Source organism: Terribium retamae (assembly GCF_022347545.1).
Classification (GTDB): Bacteria; Pseudomonadota; Alphaproteobacteria; order Rhizobiales; family Rhizobiaceae; genus Mesorhizobium; species Mesorhizobium retamae.
On the sequence record NZ_JAKREW010000006.1, the window covers coordinates 1 to 15,476 of the forward strand.

The window sequence follows — 15,476 nt, forward strand, 5'->3', positions numbered from 1 at the left end:
GTCTTGCCATGGTCAACGTGACCAATCGTGCCAATGTTCACATGAGGCTTCGTACGCTCGAATTTACCTTTTGCCATAGTCTCTTTCCTTGGACGGCCTGGACCTACGTTCAGTCGGATGCGCGGCGATTAGCGACAAAGGCTGCAAAACACAAGCCTCTTGTAGCTGGCGTTGGAATTACCCGTATGGACTGAATGGGGGTCAGTGCTGTGGATTTGCCGTAAATGTAGGAATTCGAACCTAGTTCGCAAGTACGCGACGCACCGGTCGATGTTCACAGCCAACCAACGATCTCGTGACGGTGCGCGATCGGGTCGTGATTGGAAGCCGGCCAAGGCTCAGCACATATCTCCTCATGCCTGTGACGGTGTCACCGCTTTGAAATCAAGGAGTTCTCCCCCCATGAACAAGATCGTTCTCACCGCAACCGCCCTCCTGGTTGCCGCTTCCGGCAGTGCCTTTGCCGCCAATGCGACACATGTGAAGAAACCCAGCCACCGAGTTGTCGAGCAGGTTGATCCTGCGCGTACTTCTTCCATAGCATCGCCGATTGCAGCGCCGCGCGTTTCACCAACTGACCAGGATCCATTTACCATGCCGGACGCCGGCTACGGCCAAGGCATCTGGGGGCAATAATATTCCGGAACGGGTATCGCGAGTGAAGGAAGAAAAAGGGCCGCGCGACTTACGCCCGCGGCCCTTTCCCTGTCGTACCGAGCCGAAGTGCTAAGCGCGCCGACCACTGAAAGCGTGATAGCCCCAGAGAACCACGACCGCACCAATAACGGCTACGATCAAGCTATAGATATTGAGCCCGGTGACGCCGGTAGCGCCAAAGGCGCTGAAGATCACACCACCGACAATCGCCCCGACAATGCCGAGAACGATATCCATCAGGAAACCTTGACCACTCTTGTTGACGATTTTACTGCCGATGAAGCCGGCGATGACGCCGAGGATAATCCAGCTGATGATTCCCATTGCGCTGCTCCGTTTGCCCCCAGGCAAGCGGAGATTTCCATAGGGCGCGCCAAAGCTCAAGCTCGTCTTGAAATTGTCGCGTATAGGGGCAATTGTCATCTGGGCCGGAATGAGTGGGCCAGGACTGTTCACAATGGAGATCCACGATGGGACTGTTCGACAACGCCGTTCCAGGCGGCAACATCACCAAACCTCTGATGATCGCGTTGGGCGCCTTGCTGGTCGGCAAAATGCTCGGCGGAGGCGGTTCGGCACAGCAGCAGGCGCCTGAACCTGCAGCACCCGACAATACCGGCGCGGACGGCGGACTGCTCGGTGGACTGGGCGGACTGCTCGACAAGCTGAAGGACGCGGGTCACGGACAGGTCGCCGATTCCTGGGTCGGTACAGGCCAGAATCAAACGATCGACCCAGGCTCGCTCGGCAAGGCACTGGGACCACAGGTTATCCGTGAGATCGCTGCCCGCACGGGTCTCGACGAACAGGAACTCCTGAAGCAGCTGTCGAACGCGCTGCCCGGCGTGGTTGACAAGCTGACGCCGAACGGTCAGGTGCCTCCCCGCAATCAGCTCGAATCACTGTTCGGCAACTGAGATCAACGCCATTTGAGTATGAAAACGGGCGCCTTCGCGCCCGTTTTTCATTTTTGACTGACTGGACGCCACTGATCGAAATTTTCCTCTTGGAAGACGTCCAGTGTGCGCAGTGCAGCGACCTTAATCGGTTCCATCACACATCCGCACGATCCCGTCTCCATTTGTGACGACGCCGACCATTCCCTTGCCCCTTTTGGCCATTCAAAAAGCGCCATCATCAAGGAGACGGACATCCATGACCGACCTTCGTTTCGACAATCCTGTTTCGATCTTTATGGGCCTCGGCTTTCCGCGAGATGTGGAGAACGTGCTTGAAGCCTATGACGTGTTGCTTGAATGGAATGGCACGCGCGACAGCGAACATGCGGCGGCAATCGCCTCCTGCCGCGAGGCAATCGCCCGTAAGCAGCCTGCAGCAGACGCCCGTACAGCCTTCGAGCGCTTCGCGCACAACAAGGGTATCCTGACTGAAGAGGCACTCGATCGCGCCGCTCTCACCGTGGCCCAAGAATGGGGACGCCTGACAGCCTAGCCGCATCACTCTTCGTGGAGCCTGCTGAACCGTTAGTATGACGCTGCGCCTGGCCAGCCAAGCGCGGCGTTTTCTGTGGTGGGCAGACAGCAATCAAGATGTCTCCCAGCTTTTGTAACATATTGTCAGGCAAAGTTATTTCTCCCTCCGCCTGGTTTTGGAACGAACTGCCCACTCTGCCGTTTCGACTGCGTATTCAGTCAAGGAGTGTGGAAATGGTTGCTACGTCCAAAACGCAAGCCAACGGAACGGACATCCAGGCGGCACTTGAAGGCCAGCTGGCGGAACTGCGCCGCGAAGTCGCGAAGCTCAACAAATCGCTGGCCGCTCGTGGCACCGAAGCTTTTGATGACGCCTTGGACCATGCAGACAGCACCTATCGCGCCGCTTCGGCAACGGCTGCCAAGGCAATGCGCCATCTGCGCAGCCAGGCTCACTCGGTTTCCGAGACTGCTCGCGAAAATCCGCGTGCCACGACCGCCGTCGTCGCGGTTGTAGGTGTGTTGGCGCTGCTTGCCGGAATGGCCTTGGCAAAATCTCACACGGGCCGGGATAGCTACTGGTAAGCACGTTTCAGTGCCCGAGCCTACCCTGCTAACCGTGTGAGGAGATTGTTATGGCTGCTTCCATGCTGATCAGCATCCTGATCACCTTCCTTGTGATCGTGCTTGTGCTTTATCTCGTGCAGCGTTTGCCGCTCGATGGCCGCATCCGGCAGATCGTGCAGATCATCGTGATTCTGATCGGCATCGTATCCCTGCTCAAATACCTGGCTGTGTTCTAGCGACCGGCGGCAGTGATTGGCGTCTCTTCAACGGGACGCCAATCGCACATAGGACAATGTCGGCTGCGCTTTCCAGCGGCCTTTTCTTTGAAAAACTGGCGGGGGTGGATTGGAGCGGGTGAAGGGAATCGAACCCTCGTATTCAGCTTGGAAGGCTGCTGCTCTACCATTGAGCTACACCCGCTTCGCGTCCGCATCCATAGATGAGATGGCGGCAATCTGGAAGCCCGTCATGCGAGAAATTTGGCCGGTTGAACAACGACAGCTGCGTAGCAGCTGCTCGACCATAATTCTCGCGAAGAGGAAGTGGTGGGAGAAGTAGGACTCGAACCTACGAAGGCTTAGCCAGCGGATTTACAGTCCGCCCCCTTTGCCGCTCGGGACATTCTCCCTGAACCGTGGCCTGCCCCTGTTACGGGATAGGCCGGCCGGAAACCGGGTGCCTTATGGCGGTTGAGGTTCGGCCTGTCAACCACGGCTGGCAACCACCAAGATGATTTTCTTTATATAGGGCCGCACCTGCTCCAACCAAACTTCGCGGCTAACATCTCAAACGAAAAATTTGGCACCTTTCGGCCACGCATCCGGTCGATGCCGAAGGCCTCAGTTAATCACCGGACGGCCGTCCTGGTCCCAGGTTTCCCCATCTTTCATGACAAAATCGGCGTCATCACCGCGTTGATATCGGCAACAGAATCGGCCGGCGGTGCAATGATATCGGCGCTTACTGGGTTCGATCATCCCCTGGTCATCAACGCCCCACATCACTGCGCCGGAAAGAAAAGACGCCGCCCAGGTTTACTTTTGAACGCTGCCGCGACATTTCCGGTAAACCACTTGCACCATGCTGGAGCCCCCGATGAGCAACGACCCTAAGAAGGGAACGCCGAAGGACAGCCACTACGCGCGGCTGCGGCGTGCGCATCGTGAGGAAAAGACAGGCGGGGCTCCTGCTTTCCGGTCACGGCCGAAGATTGCACCAGGTGAAGGGCCAGCAAACGGGCTTGTGAGGCTCTACGGCCTGCACACGGTGCGCGCTGCGCTCGACAATCCAAATCGCCGCATTCGCTCAATGATGGTCACAAGAAATGCACAGGAGCGGCTCGGTATCCCAGATCTTAATGCCCTCCCCTTCGGGGCTGAACTTGTCGAACCGCGCGACATCGACAAGCTGACCGGATCGGACGCAGTGCATCAAGGGGTCTTGGTCGAGGCTGAACCGCTGAAGCCGAAACGGCTCGATGCGCTTGGAGACAGCAACCTTGTGCTGGTCCTCGACCAGGTCACCGATCCCCACAATGTCGGTGCGATCCTGCGCTCGGCCGTCGCCTTCGGTGCCGGCGCGCTGATCACCACCGCGCGTCACAGCCCCCAAGAAAGCGGCGTGCTGGCGAAATCAGCGTCCGGCGCACTTGAGCACATCGACCATATCGAGGTGAAAAACCTCGCGGATGCGCTCGGTGAACTGCACAAGGCGGGATTCCAGACGATCGGCCTCGATTCGGATGGCCCGGCAGAACTCGAGAAAACTTTCTCGGGTGACAGGATCGCCCTGGTACTGGGTGCCGAAGGCAAGGGTCTGCGCCAGAGGACACGCGAAACCGTGACGGCGCTGGCCAGGCTTGATATGCCGGGCTCCATCCGTTCGCTCAATGTCTCCAACGCTGCCGCGGTGGCGCTATACGCCGTGCGGCGCTTTCTCGGCTGATCCGCAAAAAAACGCCCCTCGCGTTGGGATCGAGGGCAAGGGCTTGCGCCTGAACGTTAACCCCGCCCAGTCCGGGTGGGATTGGTCAACCGGTCAGGTCGATCCACCTCGCCGTTGTACGAGATCTCGACGAGGTGGAGGCGGTCCGCCGCTCCCAGCCGAACCGCAAGCAGGAATACCCCTCGTTCGGGACCACCGGGCGTCTCCTCGGCACGTCGGTGCCAAAAGACGCTCAAGGTAGCCTCAAAAAGGACGCATCCCCAGAGGATGCGCCCAGGAGAGGTTCCCTGAAGATCAAGCCACTGGATGTCCGGCCATCAACTCCAGAGCCTTGACCACTCCGGAGTGATCATCCTTGGCACCGCCATTGGCTGCACAGGTGTTGAAAAGCTGCTGCGTGGTCGAGGTGTTGGGCAGAGCGACACCCAGCGATTTCGCGCCTTCGAGTGCCAGGTTCAGATCCTTCTGGTGCAGTTCGATGCGGAAGCCCGGCGCGAAGGTGCGCTTGATCATGCGCTCGCCGTGAACCTCCAGGATGCGCGAATTGGCCAGGCCACCCATCAACGCCTGGCGGACCTTGGCCGGATCGGCACCTGCCTTCGAGGCGAACACCAGCGCTTCGGCAACCGCTTCGATGGTGAGCGCGACGATGATCTGGTTGGCCACTTTGGCGGTCTGGCCGGAGCCGTTGGGGCCGACAAGGGTGATGTTCTTGCCAAGCTTGTCGAAAATCGGCTTGGCGCGCTCGAACGAAGCCTCCTCACCGCCGACCATGATCGCAAGCGATGCTGCCTTGGCACCGACCTCGCCACCCGAGACCGGAGCGTCGAGATAGTCTGCGCCCGTCGCCTTGATCTTGGCAGCAAACTCCTTGGTGAAGATGGGGGAGATGGAGCTCATGTCGATGACAAGCTTGTTCTTCGACAAGCCCTCTGCGACACCGCTGGCCCCGAACAAAACCTCATCGACCTGAGGGGTATCGGGGACCATCAGAATGATGATGTCGGCCGCACGCGCTACCGCATCATTGCCGCTCACGACCTTGATGCCCTTGGCGGCAAGCTCTGGTGCCGGCTTCGCGAAGTGGTCCGTTGTCACCACCTCGTAGCCGGCATCGAGCAGATGTCCAGCCATCGGCGTGCCCATGATACCCAGGCCGATGAAACCGATCTTTTCCATTGTTGATCATCCTTTCAATATCAGTCGTCTTCCCGTCCCTCGGCCGGCGCCGCTGAACGAAGCAGAAGTGTTTCTTAAGCGGGCTGTCAGGCCGCGGCGCTGCCCTTGCCGGTCAGAGCCTGGAACCAGGCCAGTCCGGCCTCTGTGCCGGCTTTCGGCTTGTATTCGGCGCCTATCCAGCCTGAGTAGCCGATGCGGTCGATGTGATCGTACAGGAACGGATAGTTGATCTCGCCCGTCCCCGGTTCGTTGCGTCCGGGATTGTCCGCAAGCTGGATATGCGCGATGCGGCTGAGATTGGCCTCGATGGTCCGGGCGAGATCCCCCTCCATGACCTGCATGTGGTAGATGTCATACTGCAGATAGAGGTTCTTCGAGCCGACGCGCTCGATGATATCAAGCGCCTGCTTGGTGTTGGTCAGGAAGAAGCCTGGGATGTCGCGAGTGTTGATGGGCTCGATCAACAGCTTGATTCCGGCCTGCTCCAGCTTTTCGGCGGCAAAGCCGAGGTTCTCGATGAAGACGTTCTCCAAGGCCTGGGGCGACACGCCGGCCGGCGCGATACCGGCGAGGCAATTCACCTGACTGCAGCCCAGCGCCTGAGCGTAGGTGATGGCTTTGGCAACACCCTGGCGGAACTCATGGATGCGCTCTGGCAGCACGGCGATGCCGCGCTCGCCCTTGCCCCAGTCGCCGACCGGTAAGTTGAACAGGACCTGTGTCAGGCCGTTCTTCTTCAACCGGGCGGCGACCGCTTCGGGGGTGTGATCGTAAGGGCCGATATATTCGACCCCCTTGAAACCGGCGCGGGCGGCCGCATCGAAACGGTCGAGGAACTCATGCTCGTTGAAGAGCATCGAAAGATTGGCTGAAAACCGTGGCATAGCAGAATTTCCTTGGAAATTGAATCAACGACTTCAGGAACAGATTCAATCGAGCAGCACGATCGCCGTCGGAGCGTCTTCGTTCTTCTCGGCCAATTCCTCGAACTCGGTGATGTTGTTGATCTCGGTGCCCATGGAGATGTTGGTGACTCGCTCCAGGATGAATTCCAGAACGACCGGAACCTGATGCTCCTTCATCAGCCGTTCGGCTTCTTTGAAAGCACCTGCAAACTCTTCCGGCTTGCGGACCCGGATGGCCTTGCAGCCCATCGCCTCGGCGACCGCCACGTGATCGACGCCGTAACCAGCCTGGGGGTCATCCTTCCTGTTCTGATTTTCGAAGGCAAGGCTGACTTCGTAGTCCATCTGGAAACCCCGCTGCGCCTGGCGGATGAGACCGAGATAGGCATTGTTCACGACGACGTGGATGTAAGGCAGCTTGTGCTGAGCGCCGACCGCCAGTTCCTCGATCATGAACTGGAAATCATAGTCACCCGACAGCGCTACGATATAAGCATCCGGATTGGCGGCACGGACGCCGAGGGCGGCCGGCAACGTCCAGCCAAGCGGGCCGGCCTGGCCGCAATTGATCCAGTTGCGCGGCTTGTAGACGTGCAGGAACTGGGCGCCGGCGATCTGGCTGAGACCGATCGTGGTAACGTAAGTGGTGTCCCGCGGGAATGCCTTGTTCATCTCCTCGTAGACGCGTTGCGGCTTCAGCGGGACCTGTTCGAAATGCGTCTTGCGCTTCAGGGTCTTCTTGCGCGCCTGGCATTCCTTTGCCCAGCCCGACCAGTCGCGCAGCTTGCCGGCTGTCTTCCACTCGGTGGCGACATCCAGCAGCGCCTTCAACGCGGCACCGGCATCCGAGACCAGACCAAGATCCGGCGCAAAGACGCGCCCGATCTGGGTTGGCTCGATATCGACGTGGATGAACTTCTTGCCTTTGGTGTAGACATCGACCGAACCGGTGTGGCGGTTGGCCCAGCGGTTGCCGATGCCGAACACGAAATCGGCTTCGAGCATGGTCGCGTTGCCGTAGCGGTGCGATGTCTGCAGACCGCACATGCCTGCCATCAGCGCGTGGTCATCGGGAATAGCCCCCCAGCCCATCAGGGTCGGAACAACCGGGACGCCGGTGATCTCGGCAAATTCGATGAGCAGGTCGGACGCATCGGCGTTGATGATGCCACCGCCGGCGACGATCAGCGGCTTTTCGGCCCCGTTCAGCATCGCCAGCGCCTTTTCGGCCTGCGCGCGGGTCAATGCGGGTTTGGCTAACGGCAACGGCTCATAGGCGTCGATGTCAAACTCGATCTCGGCGAGCTGGACGTCGATCGGCAGGTCGACCAAAACCGGACCCGGGCGGCCCGAACGCATCAGATAGAAAGCCTTCTGCAACGTCATCGGAACCAGGTATGGTTCCATGACCGTCACCGCCCACTTGGCGACCGGACCGGCGATGGCAGCAATGTCAACGGCCTGGAAGTCTTCCTTGGTGAGGCGGGCACGCGGCGCCTGGCCGGTGATGCAAAGGATCGGGATCGAGTCCGCTGCGGCCGAATAAAGACCCGTGATCATGTCCGTGCCGGCCGGACCGGAGGTACCGATGCACAGGCCGATATTGCCGGCCTTGGCGCGGGTGTAGCCCTCCGCCATGTGGGAGGCACCTTCGACGTGGCGGGCCAGGACGTGGCCAATGGTGCCGCGTGCCTTGAGAGCCGAATAGAATGGGTTGATGGCAGCACCCGGAACGCCGAAGCCGCACTTGATCCCTTCTTTCTCGAGAACGAGAACCGCCGCATCGACTGCGCGCATCCTGGCCATATCTGAGCCCTCCAAAAACGGTGATGTTCGAATGGTCGGAGTCTGCCAGCGGGTGACGTATTTTTCAATTTTTTCAGAATAATTTTTCATTATTCAGAATTATCATCTTCCCATTGTTTTTAAATGTTTTCTTGTTTTCCAAATAAACTGTCGCAAGCAATTCGGAAAATTTTTTTATTGCTGCAGGATCGGTTTTAGCGACAATGCGGATATGGAACAGACGGAAAAACGCCAGCGTGGGCGCCCACGCGCCTTCAATGCTCCCGCCGATGCAGCCCAGGTTCAGTCACTGGATCGCGCGTTGCGCATCCTTGCGATCGTCGCGGAAGCCAGCGGCATGTCGCTTTCGGAGGTCGCCAACGCTTCCGGCATCGCGGCCTCGACCGCCTATCGCATGCTGACCACACTGGAAGCGCATGGCATGGTCGAATTCGACAAGACCGACCAGCTCTGGTCCATCGGCGTTGAGACCTATCGCATGGGCGCCGCCTTCCTGCGTCGCCGCAAGCTGGTCGACCGTGCCCGCATCGTCATGCAGGAACTGATGGAAAAAACTGGCGAGACCGCCAACCTCGGACTGGCCGAAGATGATTGCGTCGTCTTCGTCAGCCAGGTCGAGACCCATGAGGCAATCCGCGCCTTTTTTCGTCCCGGCACGCGCAGCCCCTTCCATGCATCCGGGATTGGCAAAGCGGTCTTGGCCTATCTTGACGGCGACCGCGTCGCAGCCATTAGCCGGAGAGCCGGGCTGGAAGCTTTTACGCCCAAGACACTTTCCACCCTGCCCGCACTGGCGCTCGATTTGAAAGATATCCGCGAGCGCGGCTGGTCTGTCGATGACGAGGAGCGAAATCTCGGCATGCGCTGCGTGGCAGCAGCAATCTTCAATGAATATGGAGAACCTGTCGGCGGCGTCTCGGTTTCAGGCCCGACGGCGCGGGTAACTCCGGAAAGGTTGGCCGAAATCGGCCCCCTGGTGCGAGATGCTGCAGTCGAGATCACCAAGATGATCGGCGGCAGTACGAAACCCTGAGCCGCTCACCCCATGCCCGTGACGTGCCACAGCCAGAAAGCCAGCACGATAAACCCGATTGCGAAACTGACCCCCGTCCAATCGATATTTGCATCCAGACGGCGAGCACGATCAAACCGACTATGACGATTCGGATCACGGACAATCCCTCAGCCCATTCACGGCATACTACAGGGATATAGGTCTGAAACTCGCCGATTTCATGCCCAGCAAACGGCACGACTGCCTATATCGGTGCAGATGTTGCCGACAATTATCTTTACTGGCGCAGCAAATGTGCTAACCGGTGCGCCATGCCCTTGTAGCTCAGCTGGTAGAGCAGCGGTTTTGTAAACCGAAGGTCGCGGGTTCGATCCCTGCCGGGGGCACCAGTTTTTCCATCTCACGCCAGTTCGCTTCGCCCGCTGCTCCGGCAGGCAGCCTGATTGGCCGACGGGTTGTCGCCCTTGCGAACTCCGCCAGGTTCGATGCTTCGCCGCAGAAGCGCACCACTCCCCTTCCCGTTCACAACCCTCATCAGCGCCTGGTCAGGCACGGCATCAGCACGCCCGTGCATTTCGATGACACCACCGGCTGATTCATTTGGCCGGATGCCCGCACCACGATGGAAAACATCACGGCAAAGGAGCCGAGCATCAGGAAGAGGATCATCAGGCGTGACATCGACAAAGGGAACGCTCTCGACTTGGCCCCCGCCAACCGATCGCTGGCCGCAAGCATGACCAATGCAAATTTCAGAAAAATTAAGACGGAATTTAACCATGTTTCGCCATGGAGACGGAGCGGCTGTGATTCGGGGACGCCAGCGGGCGGCTGCGCGTGACCAGCATCATCACGCTCTTTGCAGGCGTGGGTCGACCATGCTACGCCGCGCTGGTCGATGTCGGGGATCAGCCATCGCCAGCCGGGAGCCATGACGAACACCGCAAGCCGCCTCGCCTTCGTTTCTTCCGAGACCGCCGACGCCAAGGCCGCGCTGGAACGGCTGAGCGCGCGCTATGGTCAGGTTCCCGTCGATGAGGCCGATACCATCGTTGCGCTCGGCGGCGACGGCTTTCTGCTGCAGACGCTACGCGATACGATGAGCAGCGGCAAACGCGTCTACGGCATGAACCGCGGCACGATCGGCTTCCTGATGAATGAATTCCGGGAAAAGGGCCTGATCGAGCGCATCGCCAGGGCGGTGCCGGAAACCATCCGCCCGCTCGAGATGTCCGCGACCAACGCCGAAGGCGAAACCATCGAGGCGCTTGCAATCAATGAGGTGGCACTGTGGCGCCAATCCTACCAGACGGCAAAGATCCGCATTGCCGTTGACGACCATGTCCGCCTCGAGGAGCTGAGCTGCGACGGCGTCATGATCGCGACGCCGGCGGGCTCGACTGCCTATAATCTGTCCGCCCACGGCCCCATCCTGCCCCTCGACGCACCGCTTCTGGCGCTCACGCCGGTGAGCCCGTTCCGGCCGCGACGCTGGCGGGGGGCGCTTTTGTCCAACAGGGCGACTGTGCGTTTCGACATCCTCGAGGCCGAAAAGCGCCCCGTGAACGCCGCCGCGGACCACACGGAAGTGAAGGCCGTGGCCTCGGTGACTGTACGGGAATCGCTGACTGCAACCGCCACGGTGCTGTTCGATCCCAACCATTCCTGGGATGAGCGCATTTTGGCCGAACAGTTCCGTTATTGAGCTTCGCTTCGGGTTGAAGCGTGTCCAGCCGCCACTAACTAAAGGCAAACGCCGCGCGAACCCCGGTTTCACGCCCGTTTGTGTTGACAAAACGTAGACTTGCGCCTATCGGCGTTCACGATATTGCAGACGCGGGGCGTCTGCCGCGACGGAAGCCGCCGCGCTCCCAGTACAAGCCAAAGACAGCGAAACTTGTCCTCAGACACCCAGACCGCTCAAGAAGCGTTGCTTTTTTCCGACCTCGGCCTTTCGTCCAAGGTGCTTTCGGCCGTCACCGATGCCGGCTATACGCAGCCGACACCGATCCAGGCCGGAGCGATCCCGCATGCTTTGCAAGGCAAGGATGTTCTGGGTATCGCTCAGACAGGTACCGGCAAGACCGCATCCTTCGTATTGCCGATGCTGACGCGGCTTGAAAAGGGTCGGGCACGGGCACGTATGCCGCGCACGCTGATCCTCGAGCCGACGCGCGAACTCGCCGCGCAGGTCGAAGAGAATTTCGTCAAATACGGTAAGAACCATCGCCTCACCGTGGCGCTGCTCATCGGCGGCGTGTCCTTCGAGGACCAGGAAAAGAAGCTGGAGCGCGGCGCCGATGTGCTAATCGCCACGCCCGGCCGCCTGCTCGACCATTTCGAGCGCGGCAAACTACTTCTGACCGGTGTCGAGATCCTCGTCATCGATGAAGCCGATCGCATGCTCGACATGGGCTTCATCCCTGACATCGAGCGCATCTGCAAGCTGATCCCCTTCACCCGGCAGACGTTGTTCTTCTCGGCGACCATGCCGCCGGAAATCACCAAGCTCACCGAACAGTTCCTGCACGCTCCGGTGCGTATCGAGGTTGCCAAGGCGGCCACGACGGCCTCCACGGTGACGCAACGTCTGGTCAAGGCCGGCTCCAAACCCTGGGACAAGCGCGCCGTGTTGCGCGACCTGATCCGAGCCGAAGAAGATGGCTTGAAGAACGCCATCATCTTCTGCAACCGCAAGGTCGAGGTCTCCGAACTGTTCCGCTCGTTGCTGAAGCACGACTTCAACGCCGGCGCGCTGCATGGCGACATGGATCAGCGTGCACGCATGACCATGTTGTCCAATTTCCGAGACGGTAAATTGAAGTTGCTGGTCGCATCGGATGTGGCAGCCCGCGGTCTCGACATCCCCGATGTCAGCCACGTCTTCAACTACGACGTCCCGATCCACGCCGAGGATTATGTCCACCGTATCGGTCGCACTGGCCGTGCAGGACGCTCCGGCAAGTCCTTCACGATTGCTACCAAGGGCGACACCAAATATGTCGATGCCATCGAGAGGCTGATCGGAAAACAGATCGACTGGCTGGACGGCGATCTCTCCACGCTCGCAGCGAGCGAAGAGGCCGATGAAACGCCTCGCCGGGGCCGAGGCGACAAGCGCAAGGGCGGCCGCAAGGATGGCGACGATCGCCGCAAGGACAAACGCAGCGACAAGCACGCCGCCAACGAAAACGGCGAGGCCAAGACCGCAGACGGTGACGACAAGCGCCAGCGCAAGGAAGCGATCCGTAGCGAAAATGCCGACCGCAAGGACCATCGCCAGCAGCGCGACAACCGTCCTGCCCGACGCCATGAGGAAGACGACAAGACGATCGGCTTTGGCGACGACGTGCCGGCCTTCATGAAGATCGTCGCCAGGGTTTAATTCCTCTGCGACGGGTTTCCCGTCTCTCTTCGATCACCGGCCTTCCGGACAATCCTTTGACATCAAAACAAAAATGGCCCCGTCGGGGCCATTTTTAGATCCGCAAGGCGTTGCCTCAGGTAAGCGGGGAAAGCTGGATCTCGACGCGGCGATTCTGCGCCCGGCCTTCGGTGGTGTTGTTGGAGGCGATCGGCCTGGTCTCGCCGAAGCCGGTGACCGCGAAGCGCCGCGAGTCGACCCCCTGCCCCGACAGATAATTCGCAACGGACAACGCACGGCGTTGCGACAGGTCGAAATTATGCTGGTCCGAGCCGGTCGAATCGGTGTGGCCATACACGTCGACAATCGTCTGATTGTACTTCTTCAGCACCAGCGCGACCGAATTCAACACCGGATAGAAGCTCGCCTTGACGGAGTCCTGATCGGTGGCAAAGGTGATGTCCGAGGGCATGTTGAGAACAATCTGGTTGCCCACGCGGGTAACCGAAACACCGGTGCCTTGCAGTTGCTGACGCAGCGCGTTTTCGTTCTGGTCCATCACCGATCCGATGGCACCGCCGGCCAATGCGCCAATACCGGCACCGATCAGTGCGTTGCGACGGTCATTACCGCCAGCCAACGTACCGAGTGCCGCACCGGCCAAGCCGCCGAGCACCGCGCCACCTGCGGTGTTGGAAACCTTCTGCTCACCCGTGTAGGGGTCGGTCGTGCAAGCACTGGCCAACACAGCCGTAGCCACCACGCTGAGCACAATCTTCTTCATAGGATATCCCTCTCCAAACAGCGGCCGCGACTCGGCTCACCGGGCCAGTCCTTAGCCGCCCTTCTAGCACGAATTGCGGCAAAAACCGGAGCATGAAATGGCGCAGCGCAGGGTTTTCCGCACCGTTTCGGCATCACCACATCAAGTCGAAAACGTCGGCAAGGTGACGGTTACCATAGGTTCTTGCCGTCGATGACCACCACCTCGACCTTGTCGAGATCGAAATCATCGAACAGTCGGGAGTTGATGCTGATCTTCGGATTGTCGAAGTCTGGTTCACCGGTCGACCAATCCGGTGTCTCGGTAAAGGTACCGCAGCCGCATGTCGCGCAGAAACCGTGCTTTATGGTCTTCGAGCCCCAGCGGTAGAAGCTCACATTTTCAGCCGGGCTCGTCAGTTTGAACTTATCCGGCGTGTAGTAGGCCCAGAGCGAGCCGCGCTTAGAGCAGAAGGAACAGGTGCACTGTGTCACCGTTTGCGGCGCTTCCGACACCTCGAAGGTCGTAGCCTTGCAGTGACAGCTTCCTTTGATGACCATTGGGCTCTCCTCGCTGTGCCGATGAATTAGCAACACAGCATAGAGATCGCCTCCTGACAACTTAACGTCAGGAGGCATGACAACGGCGCCTATGAACCCTAGTCGATGTCCGCGACGGGCTGCGACACACCGCCTTCGATGCGCTGAGACAGCGAGGCTTCCATGAAGTCGTCGAGATCGCCGTCGAGCACATCGGACGGGCTGGTCGATTCGACGCCCGTGCGCAGATCTTTCACGAGTTGGTAGGGCTGGAGCACATAGGATCGGATCTGGTGGCCCCAGCCGATGTCAGTCTTGGCCGCTTCCGTTGCACTGGCTGCAGCCTCGCGCTTCTTCAGCTCTTCCTCGTAAAGGCGGGAACGCAGCATTTCCCACGCCTTGGCACGATTCTGGTGCTGCGAACGGCCCGCCTGGCAGGCGACCGCGATGCCGGTCGGGATATGCGTGATGCGCACGGCCGAGTCGGTGGTGTTGACGTGCTGACCACCGGCACCCGACGAACGGTAGGTGTCGATGCGCACATCGGACTCGCTCACCTCGATCTGGATGTTGTCGTCGATCACCGGGTAGACCCAGATAGACGAGAACGAGGTGTGACGGCGCGCGTTGGAATCGTAGGGCGAGATACGCACGAGGCGATGCACGCCCGATTCCGTCTTCAGCCAGCCATAGGCGTTGTGGCCCTTGATCAGCACGGTCGCCGACTTGATGCCTGCCTCTTCGCCATCGTGGACTTCAAGCACCTCGACCTTGAATTTGCGGCGTTCAGCCCAGCGCGTGTACATGCGCAGAAGCATATTCGCCCAATCCTGGCTTTCAGTGCCGCCTGCGCCGGCGTGGACTTCCAGATAGGTGTCGTTGGCGTCGGCTTCGCCAGAGAGCATGGTCTCGATCTGACGCGCCCTGACCTCGCCGGCCAGCGAACGGATCGCCGCCTCGGCTTCTTGGACAATGCTCTCGTCGCCTTCTTCCTCGCCGAGTTCGATCAGACCGATATTGTCTTCCAGCGCCTGGGTCACGCCATTGACCGTGCCGATGCCCTCTTCGAGCCCCTGGCGCTCACGCATCAGCTTCTGCGCTTCCTGCGGGTCGTTCCAGAGGCTGGCGTCCTCGGCACGCACATTCAGGTATTCAAGCCTTTTTAGCGCCTGATCCCAGTCAAAGATGCCTCCTCAGCAGGGTTATCGCCTGCCTGATTTCGTCGACAATGTTCTGCGTTTCCGCGCGCATGATCTCTTTTTTCTTTTCCGGTTATGAGAAGTGTCTTTTCCGATACGAAGTGA

The 15,476-nt window shown here is 59.7% G+C and carries 17 protein-coding genes, 3 tRNA genes and 1 pseudogene; 10 read left to right on the forward strand and 11 right to left on the reverse strand.

From position 1 onward, the window contains the following. Nucleotides 1-77: pseudogene (locus L4923_RS08760) on the reverse strand (GTP-binding protein); the annotation flags it as partial. Nucleotides 78-402: 325 nt separating this feature from the next. Between L4923_RS08760 and L4923_RS08765 the strand changes: the two are divergent. Next, nucleotides 403-636, forward strand: coding sequence for a hypothetical protein (locus L4923_RS08765; RefSeq protein WP_239363749.1), 234 nt, complete (start codon nt 403-405; stop codon nt 634-636). A 90-nt stretch (nt 637-726) separates the two neighbouring features. On the opposite strand, the gene L4923_RS08770 is transcribed toward L4923_RS08765, so the two are convergent. Then, nucleotides 727-981 (reverse strand): GlsB/YeaQ/YmgE family stress response membrane protein, encoded by a 255-nt coding sequence (locus L4923_RS08770; protein WP_239363750.1) that lies wholly within the window; start codon nt 979-981, stop codon nt 727-729. A gap of 146 nt (nt 982-1,127) precedes the next feature. Here L4923_RS08770 and L4923_RS08775 point away from each other — a divergent pair, with 146 nt between their 5' ends. From L4923_RS08775 to L4923_RS08790, 4 genes are all read left to right on the forward strand, one after another. Continuing rightward, entirely contained in the window at nt 1,128-1,574 is a 447-nt protein-coding gene (locus L4923_RS08775; RefSeq protein ID WP_239363751.1) for a YidB family protein, read from the forward strand. Nucleotides 1,575-1,812: 238 nt separating this feature from the next. After that, nucleotides 1,813-2,109 (forward strand): DUF982 domain-containing protein, encoded by a 297-nt coding sequence (locus L4923_RS08780; protein ID WP_239363752.1) that lies wholly within the window; start codon nt 1,813-1,815, stop codon nt 2,107-2,109. Nucleotides 2,110-2,324: 215 nt separating this feature from the next. Next, nucleotides 2,325-2,675 carry a hypothetical protein gene (locus tag L4923_RS08785; protein ID WP_239363754.1) on the forward strand — a complete coding sequence of 117 codons (351 nt, stop codon included), beginning with the start codon at nt 2,325-2,327 and terminating at the stop codon, nt 2,673-2,675. Between the two features lie 50 nt (nt 2,676-2,725). Next, on the forward strand, nt 2,726-2,893 hold the full coding sequence (locus L4923_RS08790) for a Thivi_2564 family membrane protein (protein ID WP_239363757.1): 168 nt from the start codon (nt 2,726-2,728) through the stop codon (nt 2,891-2,893). Between the two features lie 110 nt (nt 2,894-3,003). Here L4923_RS08790 and L4923_RS08795 read toward each other — a convergent pair. Then, a tRNA-Gly gene (locus L4923_RS08795) sits at nt 3,004-3,077 on the reverse strand. A 123-nt stretch (nt 3,078-3,200) separates the two neighbouring features. Then, a tRNA-Tyr gene (locus L4923_RS08800) sits at nt 3,201-3,285 on the reverse strand. A 467-nt stretch (nt 3,286-3,752) separates the two neighbouring features. Here L4923_RS08800 and L4923_RS08805 point away from each other — a divergent pair. Then, nucleotides 3,753-4,601, forward strand: coding sequence for a TrmH family RNA methyltransferase (locus L4923_RS08805; protein WP_239363760.1), 849 nt, complete (start codon nt 3,753-3,755; stop codon nt 4,599-4,601). Between the two features lie 294 nt (nt 4,602-4,895). Here the strand turns inward: L4923_RS08805 and L4923_RS08810 are convergent, their stop codons facing one another. From L4923_RS08810 to gcl, 3 genes are all read right to left on the reverse strand, one after another. Then, nucleotides 4,896-5,780 carry a 2-hydroxy-3-oxopropionate reductase gene (locus tag L4923_RS08810; protein WP_239363763.1) on the reverse strand — a complete coding sequence of 295 codons (885 nt, stop codon included), beginning with the start codon at nt 5,778-5,780 and terminating at the stop codon, nt 4,896-4,898. An 86-nt stretch (nt 5,781-5,866) separates the two neighbouring features. Beyond that, nucleotides 5,867-6,664, reverse strand: a complete 798-nt coding sequence (gene hyi, locus L4923_RS08815) for a hydroxypyruvate isomerase (RefSeq protein WP_239363765.1) — start codon at nt 6,662-6,664, stop codon at nt 5,867-5,869. A gap of 45 nt (nt 6,665-6,709) precedes the next feature. Continuing rightward, nucleotides 6,710-8,491 (reverse strand): glyoxylate carboligase, encoded by a 1,782-nt coding sequence (gene gcl, locus L4923_RS08820; RefSeq protein WP_239363767.1) that lies wholly within the window; start codon nt 8,489-8,491, stop codon nt 6,710-6,712. 211 nt (nt 8,492-8,702) lie between these two features. Here gcl and bhcR point away from each other — a divergent pair, with 211 nt between their 5' ends. Next, entirely contained in the window at nt 8,703-9,524 is an 822-nt protein-coding gene (gene bhcR / locus L4923_RS08825; protein WP_239363770.1) for an HTH-type transcriptional regulator BhcR, read from the forward strand. Nucleotides 9,525-9,819: 295 nt separating this feature from the next. Beyond that, nucleotides 9,820-9,895, forward strand: a tRNA-Thr gene (locus tag L4923_RS08830). Between the two features lie 145 nt (nt 9,896-10,040). On the opposite strand, the gene L4923_RS08835 is transcribed toward L4923_RS08830, so the two are convergent. Next, on the reverse strand, nt 10,041-10,448 hold the full coding sequence (locus L4923_RS08835; RefSeq protein WP_239363773.1) for a hypothetical protein: 408 nt from the start codon (nt 10,446-10,448) through the stop codon (nt 10,041-10,043). On the opposite strand from L4923_RS08835, the gene L4923_RS08840 reads away from it, so the two are divergent. Together L4923_RS08840 and L4923_RS08845 are read left to right on the forward strand one after the other, a co-directional pair. Further along, nucleotides 10,438-11,211 carry an NAD kinase gene (locus L4923_RS08840; protein ID WP_239363777.1) on the forward strand — a complete coding sequence of 258 codons (774 nt, stop codon included), beginning with the start codon at nt 10,438-10,440 and terminating at the stop codon, nt 11,209-11,211. The genes L4923_RS08835 and L4923_RS08840 overlap by 11 nt on opposite strands. 192 nt (nt 11,212-11,403) lie before the next feature. Beyond that, nucleotides 11,404-12,891, forward strand: coding sequence for a DEAD/DEAH box helicase (locus L4923_RS08845; protein ID WP_239363780.1), 1,488 nt, complete (start codon nt 11,404-11,406; stop codon nt 12,889-12,891). A 115-nt stretch (nt 12,892-13,006) separates the two neighbouring features. On the opposite strand, the gene L4923_RS08850 is transcribed toward L4923_RS08845, so the two are convergent. From L4923_RS08850 to prfB, 3 genes are all read right to left on the reverse strand, one after another. Then, on the reverse strand, nt 13,007-13,654 hold the full coding sequence (locus tag L4923_RS08850) for a YiaD family glycine zipper/OmpA-like lipoprotein (protein ID WP_239363783.1): 648 nt from the start codon (nt 13,652-13,654) through the stop codon (nt 13,007-13,009). A gap of 170 nt (nt 13,655-13,824) precedes the next feature. Next, a complete protein-coding gene (locus L4923_RS08855) occupies nt 13,825-14,193 on the reverse strand; it encodes a GFA family protein (RefSeq protein ID WP_239363785.1) in 369 nt (122 codons plus the stop codon). Nucleotides 14,194-14,291: 98 nt separating this feature from the next. Next, nucleotides 14,292-15,423 (reverse strand): peptide chain release factor 2 gene (gene prfB / locus L4923_RS08860; RefSeq protein ID WP_239363787.1). Its coding sequence is split into 2 segments (ribosomal slippage): nt 14,292-15,356 and nt 15,358-15,423, totalling 1,131 coding nucleotides; the frame shifts between segments, so codons are not numbered across the junction. Between the last annotated feature and the right edge of the window lie 53 nt (nt 15,424-15,476).